The organism is Chitinophaga polysaccharea (assembly GCF_902150045.1).
GTDB lineage: Bacteria > Bacteroidota > Bacteroidia > Chitinophagales > Chitinophagaceae > Chitinophaga > Chitinophaga polysaccharea_A.
Map to the genome: position 1 here is coordinate 1,666,469 of NZ_CABFVU010000001.1, position 24,098 is coordinate 1,690,566.

Annotated in this window: 18 protein-coding genes; 11 read left to right on the top strand and 7 right to left on the bottom strand. The window is 46.1% G+C overall.

The window, feature by feature from the left end; translation table 11 throughout:
* Positions 1-9 precede the first annotated feature (9 nt).
* The 3 genes from FN124_RS06720 to FN124_RS06730 all read right to left on the bottom strand — a co-directional run bounded on the left by FN124_RS06720 (position 10) and on the right by FN124_RS06730 (position 5,690).
* Positions 10-3,558, bottom strand: a complete 3,549-nt coding sequence (locus FN124_RS06720; RefSeq protein WP_185937116.1) for a SusC/RagA family TonB-linked outer membrane protein — start codon at positions 3,556-3,558, stop codon at positions 10-12.
* A gap of 323 nt (positions 3,559-3,881) precedes the next feature.
* A complete protein-coding gene (locus tag FN124_RS06725; protein ID WP_185937117.1) occupies positions 3,882-5,033 on the bottom strand; it encodes a FecR family protein in 1,152 nt (383 codons plus the stop codon).
* Positions 5,034-5,105: 72 nt separating this feature from the next.
* Complete coding sequence (locus FN124_RS06730) at positions 5,106-5,690, bottom strand: RNA polymerase sigma-70 factor (RefSeq protein WP_185937118.1); 585 nt, start codon at positions 5,688-5,690, stop codon at positions 5,106-5,108.
* A 222-nt stretch (positions 5,691-5,912) separates the two neighbouring features.
* Here FN124_RS06730 and FN124_RS06735 point away from each other — a divergent pair, with 222 nt between their 5' ends.
* The 5 genes from FN124_RS06735 to FN124_RS06755 all read left to right on the top strand — a co-directional run bounded on the left by FN124_RS06735 (position 5,913) and on the right by FN124_RS06755 (position 14,002).
* Positions 5,913-6,878, top strand: coding sequence for a phosphatidylinositol-specific phospholipase C (locus FN124_RS06735; RefSeq protein WP_185937119.1), 966 nt, complete (start codon positions 5,913-5,915; stop codon positions 6,876-6,878).
* 170 nt (positions 6,879-7,048) lie between these two features.
* Positions 7,049-7,801: a CHAP domain-containing protein gene (locus FN124_RS06740; RefSeq protein WP_142683975.1), complete on the top strand. Its 753-nt coding sequence runs from the start codon at positions 7,049-7,051 to the stop codon at positions 7,799-7,801.
* Positions 7,802-7,948: 147 nt separating this feature from the next.
* Positions 7,949-10,777, top strand: coding sequence for a S8 family serine peptidase (locus tag FN124_RS06745; protein WP_142683976.1), 2,829 nt, complete (start codon positions 7,949-7,951; stop codon positions 10,775-10,777).
* Between the two features lie 9 nt (positions 10,778-10,786).
* Positions 10,787-12,457: an amidohydrolase family protein gene (locus FN124_RS06750; RefSeq protein ID WP_142683977.1), complete on the top strand. Its 1,671-nt coding sequence runs from the start codon at positions 10,787-10,789 to the stop codon at positions 12,455-12,457.
* An 888-nt stretch (positions 12,458-13,345) separates the two neighbouring features.
* Entirely contained in the window at positions 13,346-14,002 is a 657-nt protein-coding gene (locus FN124_RS06755) for a GIY-YIG nuclease family protein (protein WP_142683978.1), read from the top strand.
* A 135-nt stretch (positions 14,003-14,137) separates the two neighbouring features.
* On the opposite strand, the gene FN124_RS06760 is transcribed toward FN124_RS06755, so the two are convergent.
* Positions 14,138-15,766 carry a serine hydrolase gene (locus FN124_RS06760; RefSeq protein ID WP_142683979.1) on the bottom strand — a complete coding sequence of 543 codons (1,629 nt, stop codon included), beginning with the start codon at positions 15,764-15,766 and terminating at the stop codon, positions 14,138-14,140.
* Between the two features lie 106 nt (positions 15,767-15,872).
* Positions 15,873-16,214 carry a DUF6249 domain-containing protein gene (locus FN124_RS06765; RefSeq protein ID WP_142683980.1) on the bottom strand — a complete coding sequence of 114 codons (342 nt, stop codon included), beginning with the start codon at positions 16,212-16,214 and terminating at the stop codon, positions 15,873-15,875.
* 106 nt (positions 16,215-16,320) lie between these two features.
* On the opposite strand from FN124_RS06765, the gene FN124_RS06770 reads away from it, so the two are divergent.
* From FN124_RS06770 to FN124_RS06795, 6 genes are all read left to right on the top strand, one after another.
* Positions 16,321-16,908 carry an RNA polymerase sigma factor gene (locus tag FN124_RS06770; RefSeq protein ID WP_142683981.1) on the top strand — a complete coding sequence of 196 codons (588 nt, stop codon included), beginning with the start codon at positions 16,321-16,323 and terminating at the stop codon, positions 16,906-16,908.
* Positions 16,905-17,258: a hypothetical protein gene (locus tag FN124_RS06775; protein WP_142683982.1), complete on the top strand. Its 354-nt coding sequence runs from the start codon at positions 16,905-16,907 to the stop codon at positions 17,256-17,258. The genes FN124_RS06770 and FN124_RS06775 overlap by 4 nt, the downstream gene beginning before the upstream one ends.
* A gap of 192 nt (positions 17,259-17,450) precedes the next feature.
* Positions 17,451-17,948 (top strand): hypothetical protein, encoded by a 498-nt coding sequence (locus tag FN124_RS06780; RefSeq protein ID WP_221887741.1) that lies wholly within the window; start codon positions 17,451-17,453, stop codon positions 17,946-17,948.
* Between the two features lie 89 nt (positions 17,949-18,037).
* A complete protein-coding gene (locus FN124_RS06785; RefSeq protein WP_142683983.1) occupies positions 18,038-18,448 on the top strand; it encodes a VOC family protein in 411 nt (136 codons plus the stop codon).
* A 271-nt stretch (positions 18,449-18,719) separates the two neighbouring features.
* Positions 18,720-19,553, top strand: coding sequence for an AraC family transcriptional regulator (locus tag FN124_RS06790; RefSeq protein ID WP_260607351.1), 834 nt, complete (start codon positions 18,720-18,722; stop codon positions 19,551-19,553).
* 40 nt (positions 19,554-19,593) lie between these two features.
* Positions 19,594-21,162, top strand: coding sequence for an FAD-dependent monooxygenase (locus tag FN124_RS06795; protein ID WP_142683984.1), 1,569 nt, complete (start codon positions 19,594-19,596; stop codon positions 21,160-21,162).
* A gap of 142 nt (positions 21,163-21,304) precedes the next feature.
* Here the strand turns inward: FN124_RS06795 and FN124_RS06800 are convergent, their stop codons facing one another.
* Entirely contained in the window at positions 21,305-22,555 is a 1,251-nt protein-coding gene (locus tag FN124_RS06800; protein WP_142683985.1) for an alkaline phosphatase family protein, read from the bottom strand.
* Positions 22,556-22,641: 86 nt separating this feature from the next.
* A complete protein-coding gene (locus FN124_RS06805; RefSeq protein ID WP_142683986.1) occupies positions 22,642-24,096 on the bottom strand; it encodes a SusD/RagB family nutrient-binding outer membrane lipoprotein in 1,455 nt (484 codons plus the stop codon).
* Positions 24,097-24,098: the final 2 nt, after the last annotated feature.

Here is a 24,098-nt window from a genome sequence, read left to right on the forward strand (position 1 = left end):
GTTTATACATTAGAAAGCAACATTTAACCCCAGGGAATAAGTCCTTTGGGAAGGGTAGATGGTATTTTCCACGAAAACATCTGCTCCCAACGCTCCTTCCGGATCAATATTGGGAATAGATTTATAAAGGTAGAACAGGTTACGGGCAGCGGCTGTAATAGTAAGCCTTTGCATCTTTATCCTTTTGGAGATATCGGTAGGCAATGTATAGGAAAGCGCTACTTCCCTCACCTTGATATAGTTGTTTTTAAACAACCTGTCTGGTGGGAAAGAAGTGGCCAGGTCGTTGGCGTAACTTCCATAGTAAGTAGAAGCGCTGGTGATAATATCATTGGTTACGTATTTACCATTGTCGTCCAATTTCATACCAGGAAGGATCAGGCCATCATGATATACTTTACCGTCTTGGGATTGGGCTGGCGCCGGCAGTGAATGCTGCCAGGGCACTTTTTGTTCGTTGCTGTTGATGTAATAAGCCAGCCCTCCGTTTTCTTCATCACGGTATTGCATGGTATTTTCCAGCTGGCCTACACCTGTTAAGCGGTTATTGGTATAACTGAAAATGGTACCGCCATATTTATAATCCAACCCTATGCGGAAATTGAAGTTTTTATACATGAAGTCGGAGATGAACCCGCCGTAAACTTTTGGCATTATGTTACCGGCCACGGTTGTTTTCTGATCATCAAGGATATAGATGCCCTGGTTGTTTACTACTTTATTGCCTGCTTCATCGCGTTTATAGTCCAGCATAACGATTTCGCCATAAGGGCGGCCTTCATCTGCATGAATAGATGCAGCGGCGCCATTGATCAGGTTACTGAAAGGATAATTGGTAACACCCTGGTACAGGTCTATTACTTTTGATCCCTGGCTGGCGGCATTCAGAGTAAGGCTCCAGCGGTAATTTTTACCAACCAGCGGTACGCCTGTTAACGCCAGCTCAAAGCCCCAGGCTTTTACGTCTCCGGCGTTTACGATCATACCGGTAGAACTGGAGGCAGAAGAAATGGGCAGACTGATGATCTGGTTATAACGGTGATTGGTATAGAAAGAGAAGTCGAGGATGATCCTGTCCTGAGGGAGGAAGGTATTGTTGATACCCACTTCAAATTCCCTTTTACGCTCAGGTTTCAGCGCGCCCGGCAACAGTTTATCCGGTGGTGAAACGGAATTGGCATCCGTGCTTGGAAGGCGGTTGTATCCATACAGGTTATTGGCAAAATAACGGGTGGTACCGTTACCCACGTCTGCCCAGGATAATCTCAGCTGCCCGGTGTTTACGCCGGCAAGCGGGAAGCGTTCGGTATAGTTCCAGGTAAGTGCAGCACCAGGATAGAAGTACCTGTTGTTTTCAGGAGGCAGTGTGGAGTTCCAGTCCTGGCGTCCCTGCAATTCCAATGTAAACTCATTCTTCCAGGATAAGGCTGCCGATGCCAGTAAACTATATAATACGTCAGACCCTCTTGTGTAATTTCTCAGCAGGTAGGCATTGTCTGCATTAGGTGTGCCCAGCTGGTTGGCAAAAGAGTACCAGTCGGGGAAGGTAAGTCCACCAACGGTATTTGTACCAAGATAATCTACATTACGCAGGCGGTATACGCCACCTCCGAATGCAAACAAGCGGAGATCGTTGTTTAAAAAGGTTTTATTATAGTTCAATAATGCCTGGTAGGTTTGAGTGGTGGAATTTTCCTTTGCCACGCCAAAGCTTCCCCCTGCAACCGTTGGGAGCACCCTTGTTACGCTTACTTCCGTGTTGTAGTTAGTGTTATCATAATCCAGCCCTGCCTGACCTACGAGGAACAGCTCTTTCGTGAAGTTCAGCGTTACCTTGGCAGAGGTGATCATGTGGATATTCTCATCCTTATAACGGTTCATTTTGGTATTCCACAGGTAGCTGCCCAGCCTTGTAAACGCATCAGATACGCGGGCATTGGAAAGGTCTCTTTTATAACCGGTGGCATCTGTATAATAAGGGTATATAAGGTTATAGTCATAATCAACCGGGTATCCCCATGCCACAGGGCCATCGTTTTGTGAACGACGGTTTTGTGTAGAGATGCTGTAAATATTGGAGATCACTTCAAAGGAAGCCAGTTCAGAGGCCTTGATATTTCCGTTAAAGCTGAAAGAGTTTCTTTTTTGCCAGGAGTTATCGCCGGAAATATCCTGGTAGTTATAGTTGGTATAAGAAGCCCTGATACTGCCTTTTTCATTGCTACCGGCAATAGCTACGTTAGCAGAAGTGGAACGGCCGTTCTGGAAAAGGGACATAAAGTTATTCGCGTGTGGCGAATTTTTCACGATGGAGCTGTCGTAGAACATCACATCGGCGCCATCGAAAGCAGGGCCAAAGCTGAAGCGTTTATTGGGCAGCATCCTGGTTTGTACGCCATTAATGGTGGCATAAGTGGTATCGTAAAGGTTATCTCCCAGGCCGTATTTGGTTTGCAGTTTCAGGTAAGACACCGGTTGTTCAATGGTTTGCTGCACGTTGGCCGTCATACCGAAGCCTTTCACATTGCGGCCGTTTTTAGTGGTAATGATCATTACACCGTTTGCTGCATCGCTGCCATACAATACAGTAGCTTTTGCGCCTTTGAGGATATCAATAGATTCGATATCATCGGGGTTGATATCGTTGATACCGGCGCCATAGTCGAAACCCTGTCCTACGTCGCCGCCTATCTGTGTTTTACGGTCGCTGAGAATAACGCCGTCTACCACAAACAGGGGCCTTACGTTCTGATCGGGGTTCATACTGGCTGCGCCGCGGATATTGATCCTTACGCCACCCTGTGGACCGGAGGTACCAACGTTTACGCCAACGCCTGCCGCCTTACCGTACAAAGCCAGGAAGGGGTTCATGGTAGTACCTGCCTTTGTAAGCTCATCTGCTTTAATGGTGCTGATAGCGTATCCCAGTGTACCCTTCGGGCGTTTGATACCGAGCGCCGTTACCACCATTTCATTCAGCCCGCTGGAGGCAGTAGTAAGTGTTACGTTCAGGAAAGTGGAAGTACCCAGTGTGATGGACCTGGGTTCAAACCCAACCGAGGTAAAAACCAGTACCACGTTGCCATCCGGCACATCGATACTGAACCGGCCCTGCACATCGGTGGTAACACCGGTTTTGGTACCTTTTATGAGGATGGTGACTCCCGGAATGGGCGCTCCTGTGCTGTCCTTTACCAGGCCGCTTATTTTACGAAGCACTACTTCAGGTATCGTCATATAGGGTAAGGCATGCTGCAGTTGTATATCTTTTTCTTTTACAGCGATGATCTTTCCTATCACCTCATAGCTGAAAGGCTGATTTTTAAACAGCAGTGCCAGTACTTCCTCCAGGGATCCGTTCCGGATGGAAATGTCGACCGGCTTACTTTTCGTAAGCATGGCATCTTCATACCAGAATTGATAGCCTGACTGTTTTTTTATTTCTTCAAATACCTTCTGGATCGGTGCGTTCTTTTGCGACAAAGTGATCTGTTGCGACAGACTTTTTGCGCTGATCTGCAAACAAACTACCGTTAAGAGGATAGCTGTAATTTTCATTTGCTTAATCAGTTGTTTTTTTATCCTCAGATGGGCACCTGATTTCCGGAATGTCAGGACACGATCTTTGATGGTTGATAATAGCCCGGGTATATAGACGGGCTTTGCATGACAATTAGATTGCATACATTTGTAGTGTTTGGGTTGAGATAATTCTTGATTTCTGCTAAGTATTGATGTCAGGTATCAGACCCAGGCTTTTTTACCAGGAACGGGTGAGATCGCTCCTGGTTTTTTATGCCCCGGTTCTTACCACACGTCGTTCAGGGACCGTTATTCATGGTAATAGTGATTTGGTTGATATAATAATTAGATTCAGTTGCTTACGGCATAACGATCAGCTTCCGTTGTTCCATTTTAAAATGGATCCTGCTTATTTCCAGTAGCCGTAATAATTCAGACAGGTTGGCATCGCGTGGAATATCTCCTGTGAACCTTCGGGAGGGTATAGTTCCGTTATATACCACCTCCACATCATACCAGCGTTCCACCTGTCGCATGATTGTTTGGATATCTGCGCTTTTAAAAGAGGTAAGACCGTTTTTCCAGGCAACTGCCAGGTTTACATCGGCTTTTTCTATTACTTCCATCCGGCCGTTAGGCTCCAGTAGTGATTGTTCTCCCGGCTTCAACAAGCTGGAAGTACTTGCCTGGCTTACTTTTACGGCGCCTTCCAGCAGGGTGGTTCTCATGGCCGCCTCGTCCGCATAGGCCATTACATTGAAACTGGTGCCTAGTACCGCGATGCTGGCGTTATTTACCGATACAAAAAAAGGCTGACTGGCATTCCGGGCCACTTCAAAATAAGCTTCTCCGCTTAGTTCCACCCGTCTTTCTTTTCCAGGAAAGGCGGTAGGGAATTTCAGGGAAGATGCCGCATTGAGCCACACTTTTGAGCCGTCGGGCAATTCTAGCTGGTACTGTCCTCCTTTGGGCGTTTTTAATATATTATAGGCTATTGTATTGACAGATGACTGCCTGTTTGGGTCGTATTTAAGCATTCCGGGGCTCACGTGCAGGTTCGCCTCTCCTTGTTTGGCTAATGTACCTTTAAGGGTACTGTCGAGCGCTATTTCCTTACCATTGGCCAGCGTAAGCATCGCCTTCGACCCGCCCGGCCCTACATCTTTTTTTGTGTTTACGGCTATGGCAGATGGTTCTTTTTCCATTTTCCCCCTCCTTGCAACCAGCAGCCATGCACCGGCGCCGGCAATCAGCAACAATATCGCAGCGGCCCAACGCAGCCAGCGAACCGGTCTTAATGGAGCGGCTAACGATCCCTGGTTCAGTTCGGGCGAGGGAAAAATGTTTTCATCTTCCTCACCTGACTTTATCCAGGCTTCCTCTATCAGCAATTCCAGCTGCGTTTGATTATCTGCCGCATTTAAAAAATCACTTAATTCGGATTCTTCCGCCTGGGTGATCGTTTTGCCCGCGTATTGGCTAAGCAGGTATCGCAACCGGGTGTTGTCCATTAGCATAGATTGATTCTATACTATAAGACAGCAGGAAGTACTAAAAAGAGGTAATGGATGAGAATTCTTTTTTCAAATGCTGAAAGGCGTGGCCAGAACAAGTATCAGTATATTGATTTCCGGGTGAGCCATTGCATAGCTCCGGATAGAGCGGAGCGCAAGTACCATATGCTTTTTTACTGTTTCCAGTGAAATTGCCATACGTTCTGCAATTTCAGCCTGGCGGAGCCCTTCGTCTCTGCTTAAAAGGTATACTTTCTGACGCTGGGCGGGCAATTCTGAGATGGCCTGGTCTATTATGCGCCGGTAATTCCTGATAACAGTATCTTCCTCTTCCGCCCGTGTAGCCATGCTCATTTCCCATGCCTGCTTTTGGGCCAGTTCCTTTCCGAGCTTTTTCAGGAAAGACAAGCTATAGTTGCGGGCCACCGTATACAGGTAGGAATGAAAATGCTCCACCTGGCTTAATTTCTCCCGCTTTTCCCATATCCTGATAAATATTTCCTGTACAATTTCTTCTGCGAGCGGCCTGGATCCCGTAAGCTGCATAACAAAGGCTCCCAGCCTGTTTTGGTAGGTGTGGAACAGGTGTGCAAAGGCAGCTTCATCGCCCTGCGACACTTTTAATAGTAAATCCGGTTCACTATTTAATTGCACGGTATTCAAAATAAATTTGGACACTTCCTATAACAAGCGAATCTGGTTGATGTGGTACTACGTGGTATAAAGATAGACATTCCTGTGCTGATAAAAAATCACACGTTTTCGTTACCTGCCGGATTTGTTAATTCCACATCAAAGATTGTTAACCCACAATTAATTTCCACTGCAATGAACCAAACGGTATTGTCCTGTATTTTTAAGATAAATACTTTCACTATGAACCTAAAAACCCTCTCCCTGGCTTTGGCCGCATGTTCTCTTTTTGGCTGTAAAAAAGACCTGGTAAATCCTAATGCTTTAGCCGGCATTGAAACAACGAACAACACCGCTCTTACCAACACCCTAAACGTAACCCTTACAGAATGGATGGGCGCTATTGCAGACAATACCAGTCTTACCAGCCTTTCCATTCCAGGTACGCACGATAGCGGCGCCCGGGTGGAACCTGTTGGCGGTACTGCCAAATGCCAGAACCTCAGCATCCGCGAGCAGCTGGATGCAGGTACCCGCTTCCTGGATATCCGGTGCCGGCATATCGGGGATGCCTTCGCAATTCATCATGGCTCTATTTACCAGAACCTGAACTTTACGGACGTAACTACCGCCTGTTACGATTTCCTGGCGGCAAATCCTACAGAAACCATCATTATGTGCGTAAAGGAAGAGTATGACCCTACCAACAACACCCGTTCCTTCGAACAAACTTTCGACAGCTACACCCAACTGCAGCCATCCAGATGGTACCTGGGCGATGCTGTGCCCAATCTCGGCCAGGTAAGGGGCAAAATTGTGCTGCTGAGACGATTTGGAGCCTCAGGTACCCCCAAAGGTATTGAGGCCACCAATTGGGCCGATAACACCACTTTTTCCATTAATAACGCCAATTCCTCCCTCCGTGTGCAGGACCAGTACGTAGTGCCCGATAATAACGGGAAATGGACCAGTATCACCAATCTTTTCACGGAAGCAAAAAATGGCAGCCAATCCGTGCTGTATATCAATTTCACCAGCGGTTACAAATCGCTCATCTTCGGTATTCCAAGCATTACCACGGTATCCAATGCCATTAATCCACAGATCAATACCTACTTCACCAATAATACACATGGCAGGTACGGTATTATCCCCATGGATTTTGCGGCATCCGACAGGAATACGCTGATTGTTAATACCAACTTCTAAAACCGCTTCCATAAACAAACAAGAGGGCGCTTCATCCGGAATGAAGCACCCTCTTTAATCTTTAAAATGCCGGGAAATTGTTATCTTTAGATAACCCTGTTATACCAATAATATTTTTAAACCATTGTATATAATTCTTTCTTACCCCAACTTTTTAAAAATCAATTGTTATGAACTACCCCAACAAAGTAATTAAGGCTGGAGAAAAAAACAGCCAGATCGTAAAAGCTATTCAGCAGCGACTTATTGAGCTGGGTATCGGCGCCCTGCAGGGCACAGGTACGTTTGGCCCTAAAACCGTGTCGGCCGTAAAGCAGTTCCAGGCCATGCACCGCGACCGGTTTGGCAATCCCCTTATTGTGGATGGTGAAGTAGGCGCCATCACCTGGGAAGTACTGTTTGACGATGGCGTGCCCGAGCAACATGAAGCGCCTGCCCCCTTACTTGCAAAAGCCATTGAAGTTGCCAAAAGCCAGATTGGCGTAATGGAGGTGCCACCTGGCAGCAACCGCGGGCCACAGGTAGAAGCCTATCTTGCCAGTACCAATACTCCTCCGGGCAACTACTGGTGCGCCGCATTTGTATACTGGTGCTTTAAAAAAGCTGCTGCAGAACTGGGCATCCCTAACCCCGTTGTAAAAACAGCAGGCTGCCTTGACCACTGGAACCGGACCAACGCAGTAAAAATCACTACCGCAAAGGCTGTCAATAATCCCTCACTGGTGGTTCCGGGCAGCATCTTCATTAAAAGCCATGGCGGCGGGTTTGGTCATACCGGCATTGTTACCGCCGTCAACGGCGGCTTCATCGAAACCATTGAAGGCAACAGCAATCCCAACGGCAGCAGCAATGGCATCGGGGTATTCCGGATAACGTTCAGTAAAATAAATTCTATTGAGAAAGGATTTATTATTTATGGATAACGCATCCTCCCGGATAGCTTCGTCCTGTTATACGGGAACTGCTCATTATTCATCTTACTATAAAAAGTTAATCTTCTCTTTTTTCTTTTTTGATTAAATTCATTGAGTAAAGTCAAGCATACCAGCCCCCAAAAACACCCTCAAAAAATGATACCTCATTGGAAAGTTATCCAGGAAGTAGCCAATCGCTTCGGTGACCGCCAGCCCCAGTTTGAAGCCGCTGAAAGAAAGCTATATGCATTACGGCAGGCCAATCTGCCTTTGGTACAACTGGAAGATAACCCTACCCGCGTACAATATCGCGTGGCCCGCGAAAATACCCCCCTCGTGGAAACAGCGCTGGAGCGTATTACCGGCACTACCGACTTCCAGGATAAATACGTGCTTGACCGCCTGTCTGAAATGTCGAAGGCTGTATGCCGTATCCTGAAAGGCGGCTCTCCCATCGGCACCGGTTTTCTTGTAACGGAAGATATCCTGCTTACCAATCACCATGTGATTGAATCAGCTGCAGACGCAGCAGATATGATTGCGGAGTTTAACTATGAAGTAGATGCTACTACCAAAGCATTGAAAAGAAGCGCTTCCTTTAAACTGGATGCCCGCAAATTTTTCCTGACCTCCAGCCTGGAAGTAAGCAAAATCACTCTTAACAGCGGGCTCGACTTTACACTTATAGGAGTAAGTATTACCGGTACTTTTGGCGAGCTCCTGTCACAATTTCCACCGATACGGCTTGATGGAAATATCGGCAAGATCATCAAGGGAGAATCCTGTGTAATTGTGCAGCATCCAAATGGATTACCGAAAAAAGTAGTGTTGAAAGATATACGGTTCTTTTCAGAAACGGGAACCCGGCTTATATACGAATCAGACACACTGCCCGGCAGCAGCGGCTCTCCGGTGTTTGGGCTGGGCACCTGTGAAATCATTGCGCTGCATCATAGCGGTCTTTCCCGAACAGACGATCAGAACAGGGTACTTACCCGGAGCGGACAGCTGGCCACTCCCGAAACTCCTGATGATGAAATCGACTGGATCGGCAATGAAGGAATTAAAGTAAGCGTAATTGTAAGCGCCGTGCGTGAAGCCACATTAAGCCCGGATATGGAAAAGGGCAGGCGTGCGCTGCTTAAAGATACCGACAGCATTGCACCACAACTGAAACAGGCCCTGCCCGACCAGGACAGCATCCGGAGCGGCGTGGATAATGTAGTAATGGCTGCCGCGGCCGATAATAGTAATACTTCTTCCAATGTTCCCCATATTACTTCATCTCCCAAAGAAAATACTATGGACGCTCCATCATCTCCCAATATCAGCACCCCCACAACGTTCATTATATCCGCGCTGAATAAACCTGAAACGGTATCACAGATAGAAGCGGTACTATCTGTAAAATATCCGCCGGGAGTAAAATTGTCGCTGCTCACGCCCGCTACTGCAACTGTAGGCAAAGAAGAACTATTTGCTTTCACCACCGGCTTCAGTGGCAACCCGCATGAGGAAGCAACAAAACTTACACAGGTACCAGGGATCTTTTATGCAGAAGCAGACCTCCCATTATACCTGAATGCCGATACCGCCAATGTTATCGGGAAAGGTGGCGGGCCTATGGAATCTGCCTTCCTGTTTGATGATGGATATGGTACCCCCAACGAAGACATCTTCCTAAAAAATTATACTGTCACTGCAGTCAGTAAATTTGTTTCCGGCAGGAAAACGGAAGAATACCGGCGCTGGAACTGGTATGCCACGGGGTTTGATAAAATACTGCTAACACAAATCACACCTGCATCACCACATGAAAAAGGAATCCGCGTTGTGCAGTTTGATACCGGTTATACCGATCATTCCAAAGTAGCCGGCGCATTTGATACCGACAACGATTTTAACTTCCTTGATAATACCAACGACGCCCTTGATATGCGCACCGTAGCCCTGGGAAAGCAGCCTGGCCACGGCACACGTACGGGCAGCCTGTTAATTGGCCACGACTACTCACCGGCAGCAGGTAACGGCAACTGCGGCCTGCTGGCGCCCGATAACTACAAGCTGGTTCCTTTCCGTATAGCCGAAACCGTTGTTATCATCAACAGGCAGCAACAACTTGCTGCAGCATTGGACGCTGCCATTGCGCAAGGCTTTGATGTTATTACCATGAGCATGGGTATTCCGCCTACACTTACCACTGCCCGCCTTGCAAAGAAAGCTTATGAAAGCGGCGTGATATGGTGTTGTGCAGCAGGTAACAGCGTACAGGCCGTAGTAGCGCCGGCTGTGTTCCCGGGCACCATTGCGGTAGCAGCTTCCAATCCCCTCGACAGGGAATGGACAGGATCTTCCAGGGGAGATGCCGTGGATATTACCGCGCCGGGAGAAGATGTGCTGGTACCTATCTGGCAGGCGGAAGGCGATCACAAAGAGGGGTTTGCCTACGGCGATGGCACCAGCTATGCTACTCCCCATGTGGCGGCAGCTGCAGCATACTGGCTGGCAAAATACCAGGACCAACTGAGGGCTCCTGAATATGCAGGCTGGAAAAGGGTAGAGGCCTTCCGGCAGGCCTTGAGAGATTCGGCCCGGAAAAGCGACCAGTTACCGACTAAGGGTTTTGGCAGCGGTATTCTTAACGCCGAAAAATTATTAAACACACCACCTAAGGCAGCCAATAAACTGAATAACCAATACAACGGCTGGAATGAAAGCGCATTCCTTAATTCATTACAAGGCTATGCTGAAATAGTAAAAACATACTGGAATAAACTTCATAACGCCATCTTTGGCACCAGGAGAGGGAACCAGGAATCGCTGACTGCTGTAGCCGCGCCATTGTCGGACACCGCGCGGATGCTGGAAAGCGCCACCTTCGGGAAAGCCGGAATCGCCTATGAAAGCGCTGCTCCTGCTACCTATCCCGACCTGCTCCAACGGTTTAATACCGTTCAGTCCATTTTAGAAAATGCCGCTAAATAACGTGACCCCATGACAAACAAAATATTCGATTTCCATTTCCATCTGCTGTTCAAACACTATCTCAGCAATGGTACCCCGATAACAGAACAGGTTAAGACAACCGGCCTCGCCAGTTTACTGAATGATCTCTTTGGTGGGCCGTTTAACAGCCAGTCGTCGCCGGACCAGGTGAAGGACAGTCAGCTCTATCTGGGAGTAGCATCCATCATTAGCCTGGAACATGCTTTTGCCCGCAGGATATTACATGTTCTCGGCATCGACTTCTCCCATATATTACCTTTAAACAAAGACATTGTAAATAAAACAAAGGATGGAAAAACAAGCTACTACGCCGAGTTCCGGCAACAGGTTAAAATGTACCTGGATAGCAGGGCCACGCTGGAGCAGGCGCCTTATCATATTAAATATACCGGGAGAAAGGACTGGGAAGGCCAAACCCCGCAGCAAATCGCAGACACGCTCAGAAATGATAACCAGCAACGTTACCTGATCTTTTCCATAGAAGGAGGGCACAATTTATCGGACGTTCCTATCCGGGGCAGTGCGTTATCCCGGACGCCTGAGCTGAACCTGAAAGATATCCAGGATAACAGCGAAATGGATTTTATCAGTATCAACTTATGTCACCTGAGTTATATTCCCGAACAACCGCTGGGCGGGTTTGCGCAGGGGCTTAACAAACAGGCGCAGATCGCCTTCAGCAGCGAGGACTTTATGCCTAAAGCCGGTCTGGGCCTCACCCAGCTGGGCAAGAAAGTAGTGAGGCAGGCATTGCTGCATGAAAAGCGGCCAGTGCTCATTGACCTGAAACATATGAGCGTATATACGCGGTTTCATTATTACCGTTACCGTGAATCGCTGATCAATGAAGCCCCCGCAGTAAGCAGGCTGCCCATTATCACGTCGCATACCGGCTTCACGTTTACATCACTGAATAATTATCTTACTAAAAAACAATTCAGGTCCACCACTGGCCAACAGGATGGTGCATTTGTATGTATCGTGGAACCTGACAACCGGAAGATCGGTAAAACAAACGACAGTATCAACAGTGGTTTATATGGCAATCCGTGGACTATCAATTTATTTGATGAAGAAATTATAGAGATCATGAGCTCCCGCGGGATGATAGGGATCAGTCTTGATCAACGTATCCTGGGTGCAGAAAAAATGATAGATAGCAGCCGGCCTGAATACTTCGATCCTGAATATATAGCCAAAGAAGAATGGGAAAAGCTTTTCAGGGACGGGCAGTTGCCGGGCGCAGAAAAATTATTCGACTTCCTGAGTATTCCATCGAGGGCGGAGCGGCACCTGATGCTGCTGTGCCTTCATATAATTTATGCCGTAAGGGTGGGAAACGCCGGCATAGGCTGGGAACCGGGCACTTCGCCATGGGATCATATCTGCATTGGCTCTGATTTCGATGGTCTTATCAATCCTATTAACCGGATGGATAATGTCCTGAAGTTATCTGACCTGGCAGCAGGATTAAAGAAATATTTACCTGTTGCTGATAAATATCTGAATACGGGAGATGATAATAACGCACGCTCACTCCGCTACAATAATGCAGACGGATCGCTTGATATGGATTATCTGAACGAAGTGATCGGAAAGTTCATGTATACGAACGGGTTAAATTTTACCGCAAGGTACCTGAGCAATTGGACAGAATAGCGGCAGGGCCGCTTTATTATAGATTAAGATAAGACCGGCAGACGAAAATTATTCCTTCAAATCCATTCCAAAGAAATGGCTTCCCTGCTTAGAGCCTGTTTAAAAATTCATGGCGCTCATTTTAGTAAAACGCTAATTGAATGAATGCAACAGAGGATCCGGGTGGCTTCTCATGATCCTTGTCCAATCTTCTGGGAAAGCCACGTTTTGTTTTATAAAACGATAGTGCCATTAAATTGTAGCAAGCCATCTTGTTTACTCATATTAAAGTGTTTTTTCTGAAAGACCAGGCAGTTTCTATAGCCATACCTGTTAAGCTTTCCGTCTGATCAGACAGGGTTGTACTTCGAAATACAACCCAAAGTTATTCACTGCCAGATGCGCAGAAAAACAAACCCGCCGATTCTGCCGGAATTTGTAGAATTATGCCGAAAAACGACACATATGTAATCCTTATTTCAGGACGAGACAAATCAGGCTAAGTGCATGCACTTAGCATTGAAAGTGCATCAGTAGTGCCTGCTTACCGTATGAAGAGTGTATGAGGACTGTATGAGGACTGTATGAGGACTGTATGAGGATTGTATAGGAGATACGACATATAGACCACTCCTAAGTATCCGAGAAGCATCCGGGAAGTAATACAAAGGTATCAGATAAGGGAATAATAGCATCTGGAAATTGTTTCTCCCCCGATTAAACAATTTAGGGCTACCCATAACCATCAGCGTAAAAGCTTAACGGACCCGTCACCGCGGCCTGATAACCGCCCGTATGCTGCTCTTTCTCCTCATATTACCCTTCAGCCTGATTATTCCATTTTGTATATAAAAATCATAGTCGTAAATTGATAACTTAATTATCACCAGCAAGCGCGAAAACACCCTCATGGAGCAAGTACAAATTGGAAAGTGTGTGTACATTCTGAACACGGGTAAAAACCTGTATAAGATCGGTAAAACGCAGGACCTGCATAAGCGTCTGGCGGCTTACCATACTCACCTGCCCGTAATGTTCCGTGTTATCAGGCAATATGAAGCGATGAATATGACTGCCCTGGAAGAAAGCCTGCATATCGTATTCCAGCACAAGCGGGTGAAAGGCGAATGGTTTGAGCTTAACAAAGACGATCTTATTATTTGCGACAATATTGCCCGGAACTATGCCCTGCATGCCTTACAAAAGCAGCACCGGAAAAATTCAGATATTGCTTTTAGCGACAATCCCCTGTTACAGGTAATGGAGGCTAATGAAAAATATCTGCAGGATTATTCCAGGATTGCAGATGATATCAAACTGGGACTTAACAACGACGAGGTTTTTGAACTGCATGAAGGCACCGTTAGCAAATCTGTTATTGAAACCGTCAGGAGACTGATGCGCTACCGTACTCCCAATTCCGAATTCCTCGGCAAATGGTTGCGGGTGGTGAATGAGTTAAGCGATGGCGTTAGTGAAAGTACTATCCTTCAGAAGTATAAAGGGCAGATCAGCCGTTCCACTATACAAATGATCAAAAGGATATTGCGCAACCAATTATATTGATGCCGCGGCTATTTGCACCATGTTACAACCAGTAGCGTGATATTACAACTGGCAGCCAGTTACAGCCAGTAGCATGATTACAACTAATAGCACAGTGTTACAACCGGTATTACAATATCCTACACATCATCCAGGTCATTCAATTTTCTTCGCCACAGATTCACCATTCTGAATTTTTGTTAATCCTGTAACAGTATGTTTTTCATCCAGGTGAAACATCAACCGGGCATCCAAATTCCTGGCAAAAAAACTGCACGTATCGTAGGGTACTATTTCCTGCCTTATTTGCCGCGGTCCCGTTCCTTTTCCATACAGCCGGTTTCCGTCCCTGGTAATTATCAGGATAAAATTATCCGGGAATTGGTATTTTCCAACATATTTTTCAAGCAGCTGCGTTGAAATATTTATTGCGTACAGGTTATCCGGCTTAATACCTGTACGGATAAATGTATTTATTTTTCCGGCTGTTTCTAAAGTCATCCCGGTTATCCTGCCATTTTTCTTTCTTAAAAACTCTATGATATCCAGGCTGTTTTCAAAATAGAACCTGTCCGTTTCAAAAGGGATCAGGCGGGCTTTGGAGCCGCCCTTTACAAAATACAGGAGCCGTCCGTCCTCATAAGATACCGTTCTTTGTCCCTCTGTTGCTGATTCATAAACAGCTGCATACGATTTCAACTGTTCCATAGGTAACCCGATCTCATTTGTGTGATAGGGTTTACCAATGGCTATTCCTGCAATTTCAGACCCGATGACCTCAGGGTTGTTATTTTCACAATTTGTGAAAACGGCCACAAAAATTTTTTCCTGCGGAAGATAGAGAGCAAATGTGGAGAACCCGTTAATCAGACCGTCGTGTTTTATACATGGGCTTCCCTGGATATTTCCCAGCCACCAGCCGTATCCGTAACCGGTAAGCTTACCGTTATCCAGTTTAAACGAGGTTTGGGCTTTGCGGAGACTTTCTTTGTTAATAACTTTTCCGGCTGTTAGCGCCTCATTCCAGGTATAAAGATCTTCAACAGTAGAAAAAAGGGAGCCTGCTGAATAGGGCTGGGTCATACTTAAATAGTCGGCATTCGTGTATAGCTCATTATCCCGCTGATATCCGCTGACACGGCCGGGGATCACCAAAGAGCTATTGTCGTAACCTGAATTCTTCATCCCCAGGGGCCTAAAGAAATGCCTGCTGATATATTCTTCATAGGGCATACCGGAAACCAGCTCAACAATATAGCCCAATAGTACATACCCGTTGTTATTATAACGGAAGCTGGCGCCGGGTAAAAAGTCCGGCGGACGGAGCTTAAAAGAATCTATCAATGCCTGTGGTGTAAAATCTTTCTTTCTTGTTTCCGGCGTCCATGCTCCAGCCCCCGTGTTGATTCCCGAGGTATGTGTAAGTAAATGTTCAATAGTAATACCATGTATGGGATAATCCCTGATAAATTCAGTTACCTCACTCTGCAGTGATAATTTTCCTTCCTCCGCAAGCTTCAGAATAGCGCAGGCAGTAAATTGCTTGGTGATAGAACCAATCCGGAATATATAACCGGGCTTTAAAGCTACGTTCAACTCGAGATTAGCCTTGCCAAACGCCTTTTTATAAAGAACCCTGTTTGCCTTAGCCACCAGCACAGCTGCCCCGGGTCCCTGGGCGGGAAATCTGCGGATTAATACAGCGTCCAGTTCTTTTTCCAGGCTTTGCCCAAAGCAAATGCCGGTCAGTATGGAAAACAAGATTGCTATCAATATTTTTTTCATGACATTTAAATTTATTGGCAACTATGGGCATAAAGGTTCCCTTAACGGGTTTAAACCCGTTAATTTATGCGGTTGCATTAAACCAGGAGAAAGCCCTATAGGAGATCTACTTTTTCCTCACGATGCTTCTGAGAACAAAATAGGAGATTAATAGACTGAGGCCCAGAAAAAGGAGTATGGAAGCGGGTAATATAAAATCCCTTATCCCCCTGATCTCCAACGATCTCAAAAAGGTGCCTGCTACTACTCCCACCGCGATCCCGATGCTCACAATACCAAGCAACAGAATAAATAAAAGGTAATTGGTACTTCCTCTAAAGAAATCGGGAGGCAGCCCTTTTTCAATAATGGTCATTCGTTCTTTATATCTTGTTGTGAAATAGTAATAACTTATTCCAAAAACAACAAGTGCTATGGCAATGAACAAGGAGGCGGACGTTATTTCCATGATTACTTTTTTAAATATTTTTGAGTTCCTATAATAAGACTCCCAAAAAGTGAAAGTGGTCACCGGAATGTGACCACTTTCACTCACATGTAGTCTAAATCATTACATGGCAACCCAGAGAGAAAATAAACAGGCACAGGATTTATGGAGCAAAGCCATACGTGGCGATATAAACAGTATTGCCCAACTGGTTAATACTTATAAGGACTTCTCCTTTACTATTGCCATGTCGGTTGTTGCAAATAACGAGGATGCCGAAGAAGTGGTACAGGACGCTTTCCTGAAAGCATTTGCTTCACTGGATAAATTCAGGCAGGCTTCCAAATTCTCCACCTGGTTATACCGCATCGTTTATAACACCGCTTTAACTAAGCTTAAAAGCAGGAGAATGCCTACCATTAGTATGGATCAATCGCCGGTGGCAGAAGAGGATGCAACCACCGAAAATCAGGGATGGGACTTATTGAAAGATACAGAAAGGAAAAAATATATAGCCCTGGCGCTGGGAAGATTATCGGCAGAGGACCGGCTGGTGCTCACACTCCACTATATTGAAGAAAAGAATATTACCGAGATAGGTGAAATACTCGGCGCCGGGAAATCTGCTATCAAAATGCGCCTGTTAAGAGGACGGAAACAACTGGAAACGGAATTAGCGCTATTGTTAAACAAGGAAACAAGGAATTTACTATGAAACACAATAAAGAGCCGGAAGATAAACTCAGGGAGATTCTAAAAAAAGAAGGAATAATAAAGCCAACAGACTTTTTTTCCAACCGACTGGTACACGCGGTCGTTCAGCAACAAAGGAACAAGGCAGCTAAGGCCTTTAAAGTTGAAACATGGCTGGGCAAATTTATCCTGGGCCTGCTTGTCCTTCTGCATCTTTTGTTCCTTTACCGTTTGAATACTTTAAGGGAACAACCAATATTATTCTTCTCCATCGTTGCGCTTATTGCAGGCACATGGGGAGTAATTTTACTGATCAGAAAAATTACTCCTATTGGAACCGGGGCGCCCCCGGTTGGAGAGCATGGTGATTGAGTTATACTTTTGTACTGACCTATCAGGGCGCATTTAAATTGCGGGAATCCGGCGATTGAAGTAAATGCCCTGGATCATCCGTAACTTAGCGAAAGGATCATAACCGACTTGCAATATGAATAGTCGTCAAATAACTTTTCTGTATACCGCACGGGCAAAGTATGACAAACAGAGTAATGGAGATCAAATGGGGTGAGACGAATATATCGAGTGGAGCCGGCTAACCCATTTAACAGAACTGGTTCACTTGACATCGGCCTGAATGAAGTTTTAGTTGAGCCCGACCGTAACAATGAAGATGACTGGAACCATATCATTCTTGATGGTTACCTTGAAACGGGCTTCTTTTCAACGCTGGACTATGTATTGAAAAGAACAAAAGAGAAAGTAAGATTGAATTTACTGGCTGTGGCCGTTGAACCGGAGCATGACTGCGCATTTATCAACCTGGATAACTTCAATTTTATTGGTTATGACCTTCTTGATCAATATTACTGTACCAGTGCTTTGGCAAACTGTGGAGGTTTTGATGAAACTTTTTTGCCGGCCGATCTGAATAACCTTGGCCTTATTGAGGATTACAAAAAAGCCTATGAAATAAAGGAAAAACTTTACCAGAACAATCCCTACGAAGAACACGCGGATACAAATGTAATTGCAGTTTGGCGCCACCAGGTAATCGGGCATTAACAAAAAACATACTACTGGTTTTACTGCTGACATAGGGTTGTCACTTGGGCAGAATAGCTTTGCGTTATTCTAAACAAAACACAATCGATATGACTTTTTCTTCTATCCGGATTATCACAGCTAATATTAAACAGCTGGTTTCCTTCTATGAGAATGTCACCGGAACAACATTTAAATGGTATACTGATGATTTTGCAGAACTGCGAACGCCTCTCGGCACACTGGCTATAGGCAGTACACGCACCTTAGCTTTGTTTGGCGGCGACGAAATAGCAAATGCTGCCAGCAACAGGTCGGTTATTATTGAATTCCAGGTTGATGACGTTGATACCAGATATCAGCAGCTCACCGGCATACTTGGTGAAGAGGTAGTGCAACAACCAACTACTATGCCATGGGGCAATCGTTCGCTGTTATTCAGGGACACAGATGGTAACCTGGTTAACTTCTTTACTCCTATAACACAGGAGGCCAGGGAAAGGAACGGAACAAAAATATAGTAAAAGCATCTCTGCTAAACATATTTGGGTGTTTTAGTCACTGCAGGGCTACCCCACCCAAAGCCCTCTTCAATGTAATGCACCAAAAAGTACGGGCACTTTTTGGAGGCATACGTTGAAGAGTTTTTTTATTTCATCGCTTACAGATTTCAAACTTACCTTTAACAGATGCAGGTCCATTTACAGATATAGCGGCTTATATCCCTGGTGTACACGCTTTTATTTTTGTATTTTTATAAAACTAAATACTTGTACCCAATACACCTCCGATATGTTGCCTTTCGAAATGCTGCACCGGGAATTTGATCCCCCTGAAGAGTTACAGGACACCATAAAGTGCTTCTGGTATAACCGGAGAGAAGTCGGGGAACTGCAATCGGATTTTGAGGTAATACCTGATGGTTATGCTGAAATTATTTTTTACTTCGGAAGCCTCAGCAGTATCTCCCCCAATGGAGATTTACAGCCATTGCCATCACCGTTTATGATGGGATTGCTCAATCAGCCGGTTGTTTTTTACACGGAAAAGCGCCTGGAGATTATTGCTGTCAGGTGCTTTCCCTGGACAGTATTTGATTTACTCGGACTGCCATCCGGCAAGGATAGCGTGCACATATTTGAGCATCCTATTGCCAAGCTTCAATCCCCGTTGTCTAAGTTGATTGAGGCGGGTAAAATAGAAGAAGCGGTAGCCCTGGTAAAACAGTGTTTCCTGGATACACGGTCGCGAATTGCCATTGACAGTATGCTGTTCAAAGCGGGAGTTGCAATGAGAAAAACGAATGGCACCATCCCGGTAAGCCAGGTGGCTGCAGCGGCTCATGCAACCGTTCGTACCCTGGAAAGAAAATTCAAGCAATCTTCCGGCTACACCGTTAAAGACGTGTCTGGCCTGATGCGCTTTGAGCAGGTACGAAACAAATTATGGCATTCCCCGGACTCCAATCTTGCCGGCTTAGCGCTTGAACTGGGCTATACAGATCAAGCTCATTTAAGCAGGGAATTCAAACGCTATAGCGGCGCTACGCCAGCAGCATTTGCACGAAAAGCAAAAAAAGGCAAACAGGCTGTAACCAGCGATTTTGTCGCGTTTATACAAGCCTGACGAGCAAGTATGGCGGAATTTTGTGTTTCAATCATCAAATATGAAAGTAACACAAAGTCATACTATTTACGATGTAATCATTTCCGGTGCAGGCCCTGTAGGCCTGTTCCTCGCCTGTGAACTGGCCCTGGCCGGATGTTCGGTCCTGATACTGGAAAAAGCGGATAATCCCCAATCACCATTAAAACAATTTCCTTTCGGAATACGGGGCCTTTCAGCTCCTACTATTGAAGCACTTTACCGTCGTGGGTTGCTAGACGAGCTTGAAGTACATAAGCGTCTTAAAAATCCCCACCAAAACGCCGTGCAAGGGCCGGGCCGCCAGGCAGGGCACTTCGCCGGCATTCCATTTCTTGAAGGCAATATTGACACCTCGCAATGGATATATCGCCTGCCCAGCTCTACAGACCCGAGTTTAATTTCTGAAATGGGAGAAATCGAATCCATACTGACCCGCCGCGCAGCAGCGCTTGGAGTTGAAATCAAGCGTGGGCTTGCCATTACCGGCTTTTATCAGACAGCTGATGAGGTAACTGTACAGTCGGGCGACCGGTCTTTTAAAAGTAAATGGCTGGTGGGTTGTGATGGAGCCCGCAGTGTTGTCCGCAAAACAGCAGGTTTTGAATTTGCCGGTACGGAGCCGGAATTTACCGGCTACTCTGTCCAGGTCGATATTATAGATCCCGGGAAACTTAAGCCGGGAAGAAACGTCACTTCCAGAGGTATGTACCTCCAATCCCAGCCAGGCTACCTGGCAATACAGGATTTTGATGGTGGGGCATTTCATGGCTCAGACCAGCCCATCACACTGGAACATGTGCAGGAAGTATTACGCCGGATATCCGGTACCGATGTTACACTTAGCGCCCTGCATATAGCTACCACCTGGACCGACCGTGCGCGGCAGGCTTCCTCCTATCGTAACGGGCGGGTACTCCTGGCCGGAGACGCCGCACATATTCATTCTCCCCTGGGAGGTCAGGGCCTTAACCTTGGATTAGGCGATGCCATGAACCTCGGCTGGAAACTCGCTGCAACCATCCGGGAGAAAGCCCCGGAAGGACTGCTGGACAGCTATTATACCGAGCGCCATCCGGTTGGCGCACAGGTGTTGGACTGGTCCCGCGCCCAGGTGGCCATCATGAAACCGGATCCATCTGCCCAGGCACTGTATGCCATTTTCCGCGACCTGATAAATACACGCGATGGCGCTACTTATATGGCTGCAAGGGTATGGGGTATTTTCACACATTACAACCTCGGTGGCGAACATCCTCTGACAGGCCACAGCGTTCCCAATTTTGAATTCCCGGACGGCACAACAATCGGTGAATGGATGCACGATGGCCAGGGCATACTACTTGATTTTGACGGGAATGATTCACTTAAAACCCTGGCTGGTGAATATGGCGACCAAATCATGTATGTTCCAGGCCCTGCAAAAGACCAGTCAGGCGTGAGTGCTGCATTAATACGCCCTGATGGTATTATCGCCTGGGCTTCCGGCAACAACACAGATTATAACGAGCTGCAAAAAGCCGCCGACCGCTGGTTTACCCGTAATTCAGTTATTAAAAAAGCAGAAGGACAGCCCAGCTATTACAAGTAAAAAAGAGGCTGTATCATAAATAACTTTTACCCGATTTTACTCGGGTACCGGGTGGAGAAAATTTTCGTATATGCGATTCTCACACCCATTAAGTTAGTTATGATACAGCCTCTTTAAACAGTTCACACAGCATGATGATGCTTTAGTGCTTCGCTTTATCCTCCGGCATTAGCCATTGATTAAGCATATTGTCAGGCGCCTCCAGTACTACCTTGTAAAAATTGGAAGGATATCCTTTAATATCGATCCAAGCATGCTGATCTGCTACCGGTACATCTCCCACCAATTGATATTTGTCTGCAGTTCCCGCTTTAAAATCATTGGTAGTAGCCAGCCATATTTTAACCTTACCGGTTGGTTCCAGCGCTTTCCAGGTGACATCAAGGTGCCCCTGCACATAGTTAACTACAGCCTGGGCAATGGATACATTACCGATCAAAGGCGTTCCGTCCAGCTCCCGCTGAACTTCCAGGGGAATCTTTATATCCATGAACCGGCTGATCATCGGCATGATGTCAACAATGGCCGGGTAATAACGTTTTGAGTAGGCATTCAGCGGTTTGTAATTGGTTACCATCCATGTGGTACGCTGTCTTAACGACTGGCCCCCATGCCCCTTTCCGGACTTTTCATCCCTTCCATGATCAGTGGTGATAACCAGCAACCAGTCTTCCTTAAACTTATTTTCCCGGTATTCAATCGCAGCATTCAGCCGGCCTATCTGGTCATCCAGCATTTTAACCGCCCTTTCAAGTTCGGGGCTATCACCATGCATGTGCCCCATATCGTCGGTATATTCCAGATAGACCCATGACAGATCAGGTGCATTCTTCCTGATTGTTGCAGAAGCTTCATCTATCACTTTCTCATCTATCTTATGCATATACTGGCGCTCCCTGTCATGTTTATAGTTAATGGTATCCAGCTCGTATCCATCGTAATACCAGTCAACTTTCAGATTGCCGGCTGCCGGCAGTTCATGTCCCAGCAGCTTTGTGCGGTTATCCTGCCAGCTCGAGAAAATGGCTGTTTTTTTATCGGGATACTGTGCCTTGAACAAACGGAATATATTCTGATAGTTGTAGTTAGGCGCTTTAATATCGTTATCCGGCACATTATGTTTATTCACCCAGGTACCTGTGAGCAGGCTATTATACCCAACAGCCGAAATGGTGGGCGTTTCGTTATAGGTACCTTTATCACCGCCAACATGCATGCGGGTATAACTACCTTTGTTTATGATCTTTTTAATGTTGGGAAGATCCAAACGCTCGATCACATCGGCAGGGATTCCATCAGCAATTACAAAAACAGTCTTTTTAATATGCTGGGCATACAAAGCTGGCTGAAAAGAAAACAATAGCAATACAGATAGTTTCGTCAGTTTATTCATGTATTTCCGTTTGAATTTGCAAGATAAATTGTTTCATAATTGTTTCAACCTGCCCGGCTGTGTTAGCCGGACAGGTTGAAAACTCATCAGGGCCTGATCAGCCACATAACACCATTAATATTATCCCCTTCAGGATATTGCCGTCTTATGGCTTCAGTAATATGTTGTTCGTTCAATCGCAGCTCACTTTCCGGGTACATCCATCTTTTAGGTATTTTATTATTATTGAGCATACCTGCACCGGAAACATCAAATGCAGGGAACCCTGTTCTGCGTTGCTCATAAAAGGGTTGCCAGCCACTGTTGAAAAAGGAGGCGATATACTTCTGCGTAATAATCTGCTGCAATGCGGTGGCATTGGAAAGTTTCACGCTGTTCTGGGCCAGGTAAGCATCTACCACTGTTTGATCAATATGATAAAAAGACATGGACGCCCTGATCCCTTTTTCATAGTAGTCGCTGGCACTGCCGGTAATCCATCCTTTCAATACGGCTTCAGCCAGGATAAATTGCAATTCCGGGTAGCCCAGTGCGATACTTGGCTCATTTACCGGGTTATTATAAAATCTCGGATTGATCTTGGAGATCTCCCCGGCAACGGTACGGGCATTGTTGTCGCTAACCGGCGCACTGCCTTTTGCGCCTCCATAGGCGTTAAAATCATCGGCGGGCAAAGCAGCAAACTTAGGAGCCTTATCGGCAAAACTGAATAATCTCACATCTTTTAATGATTTCAAAAGATTCACGAAACTCTCCTCCATGTAATCAGCTGTCTGCAGGTCATTGTTGTTGAAATACGGGTAGCGGTTGTCCTGCAGGTCATAAAATTTCAATGCCGCATTATCACTGTTACCGGTAAAAACCGGGTATTCCGTTGGGTTGTTCACGATCTCTGCGAAACGTTTCCTGACATCTATCTTTGTGTCATTTACTTTCAGTGACAGGCTCATTAACACGCGCAGGGATAAAGAATTTATAGCCCGTTTCCACTGCTGCATGTTACCGCCATAAATAATATCACCCTGCACCTGCGCAGTACCAGAAGTGATGAGCCCATTAGCAGCTTTCAGGTCTTCAAGAATGTTGAAATAAATATCCTGCTGATTATCATATGCCGGCGCGTTCACACCATCATCACCTTTCAGCGCATCGCTGTACGGAATATCGCCAAATGTTTGCGTAAGCTGGAGGAAATACCAGGCACGGAAAAATTTTGCCAGTGGTAAATACTCCGGTTTACCCTGGGTTGTTGCTGCCTGCTCCATTTTCAGCACCTGGCGCAGGTTACCATAAGTACCAAAACTGGCCCTGGCCCATCCGTAATACTGTTGCAGACTTGATGCATCTGTGTACACCATCTGGCGGCAAGCCAATGCAGCACCGATATCGGTAGACTGAAAAGCGCTTTGTGCCACGGCATTCAATAACAGATCAGGTGTGGAGATAGTGGATTTATTAGGATCCGTCTGGAATTCACTGAATTTTTTACACCCTGATTGTATAACAAGGATACTCAATAATATAAAAACAACTTTTCTCATTG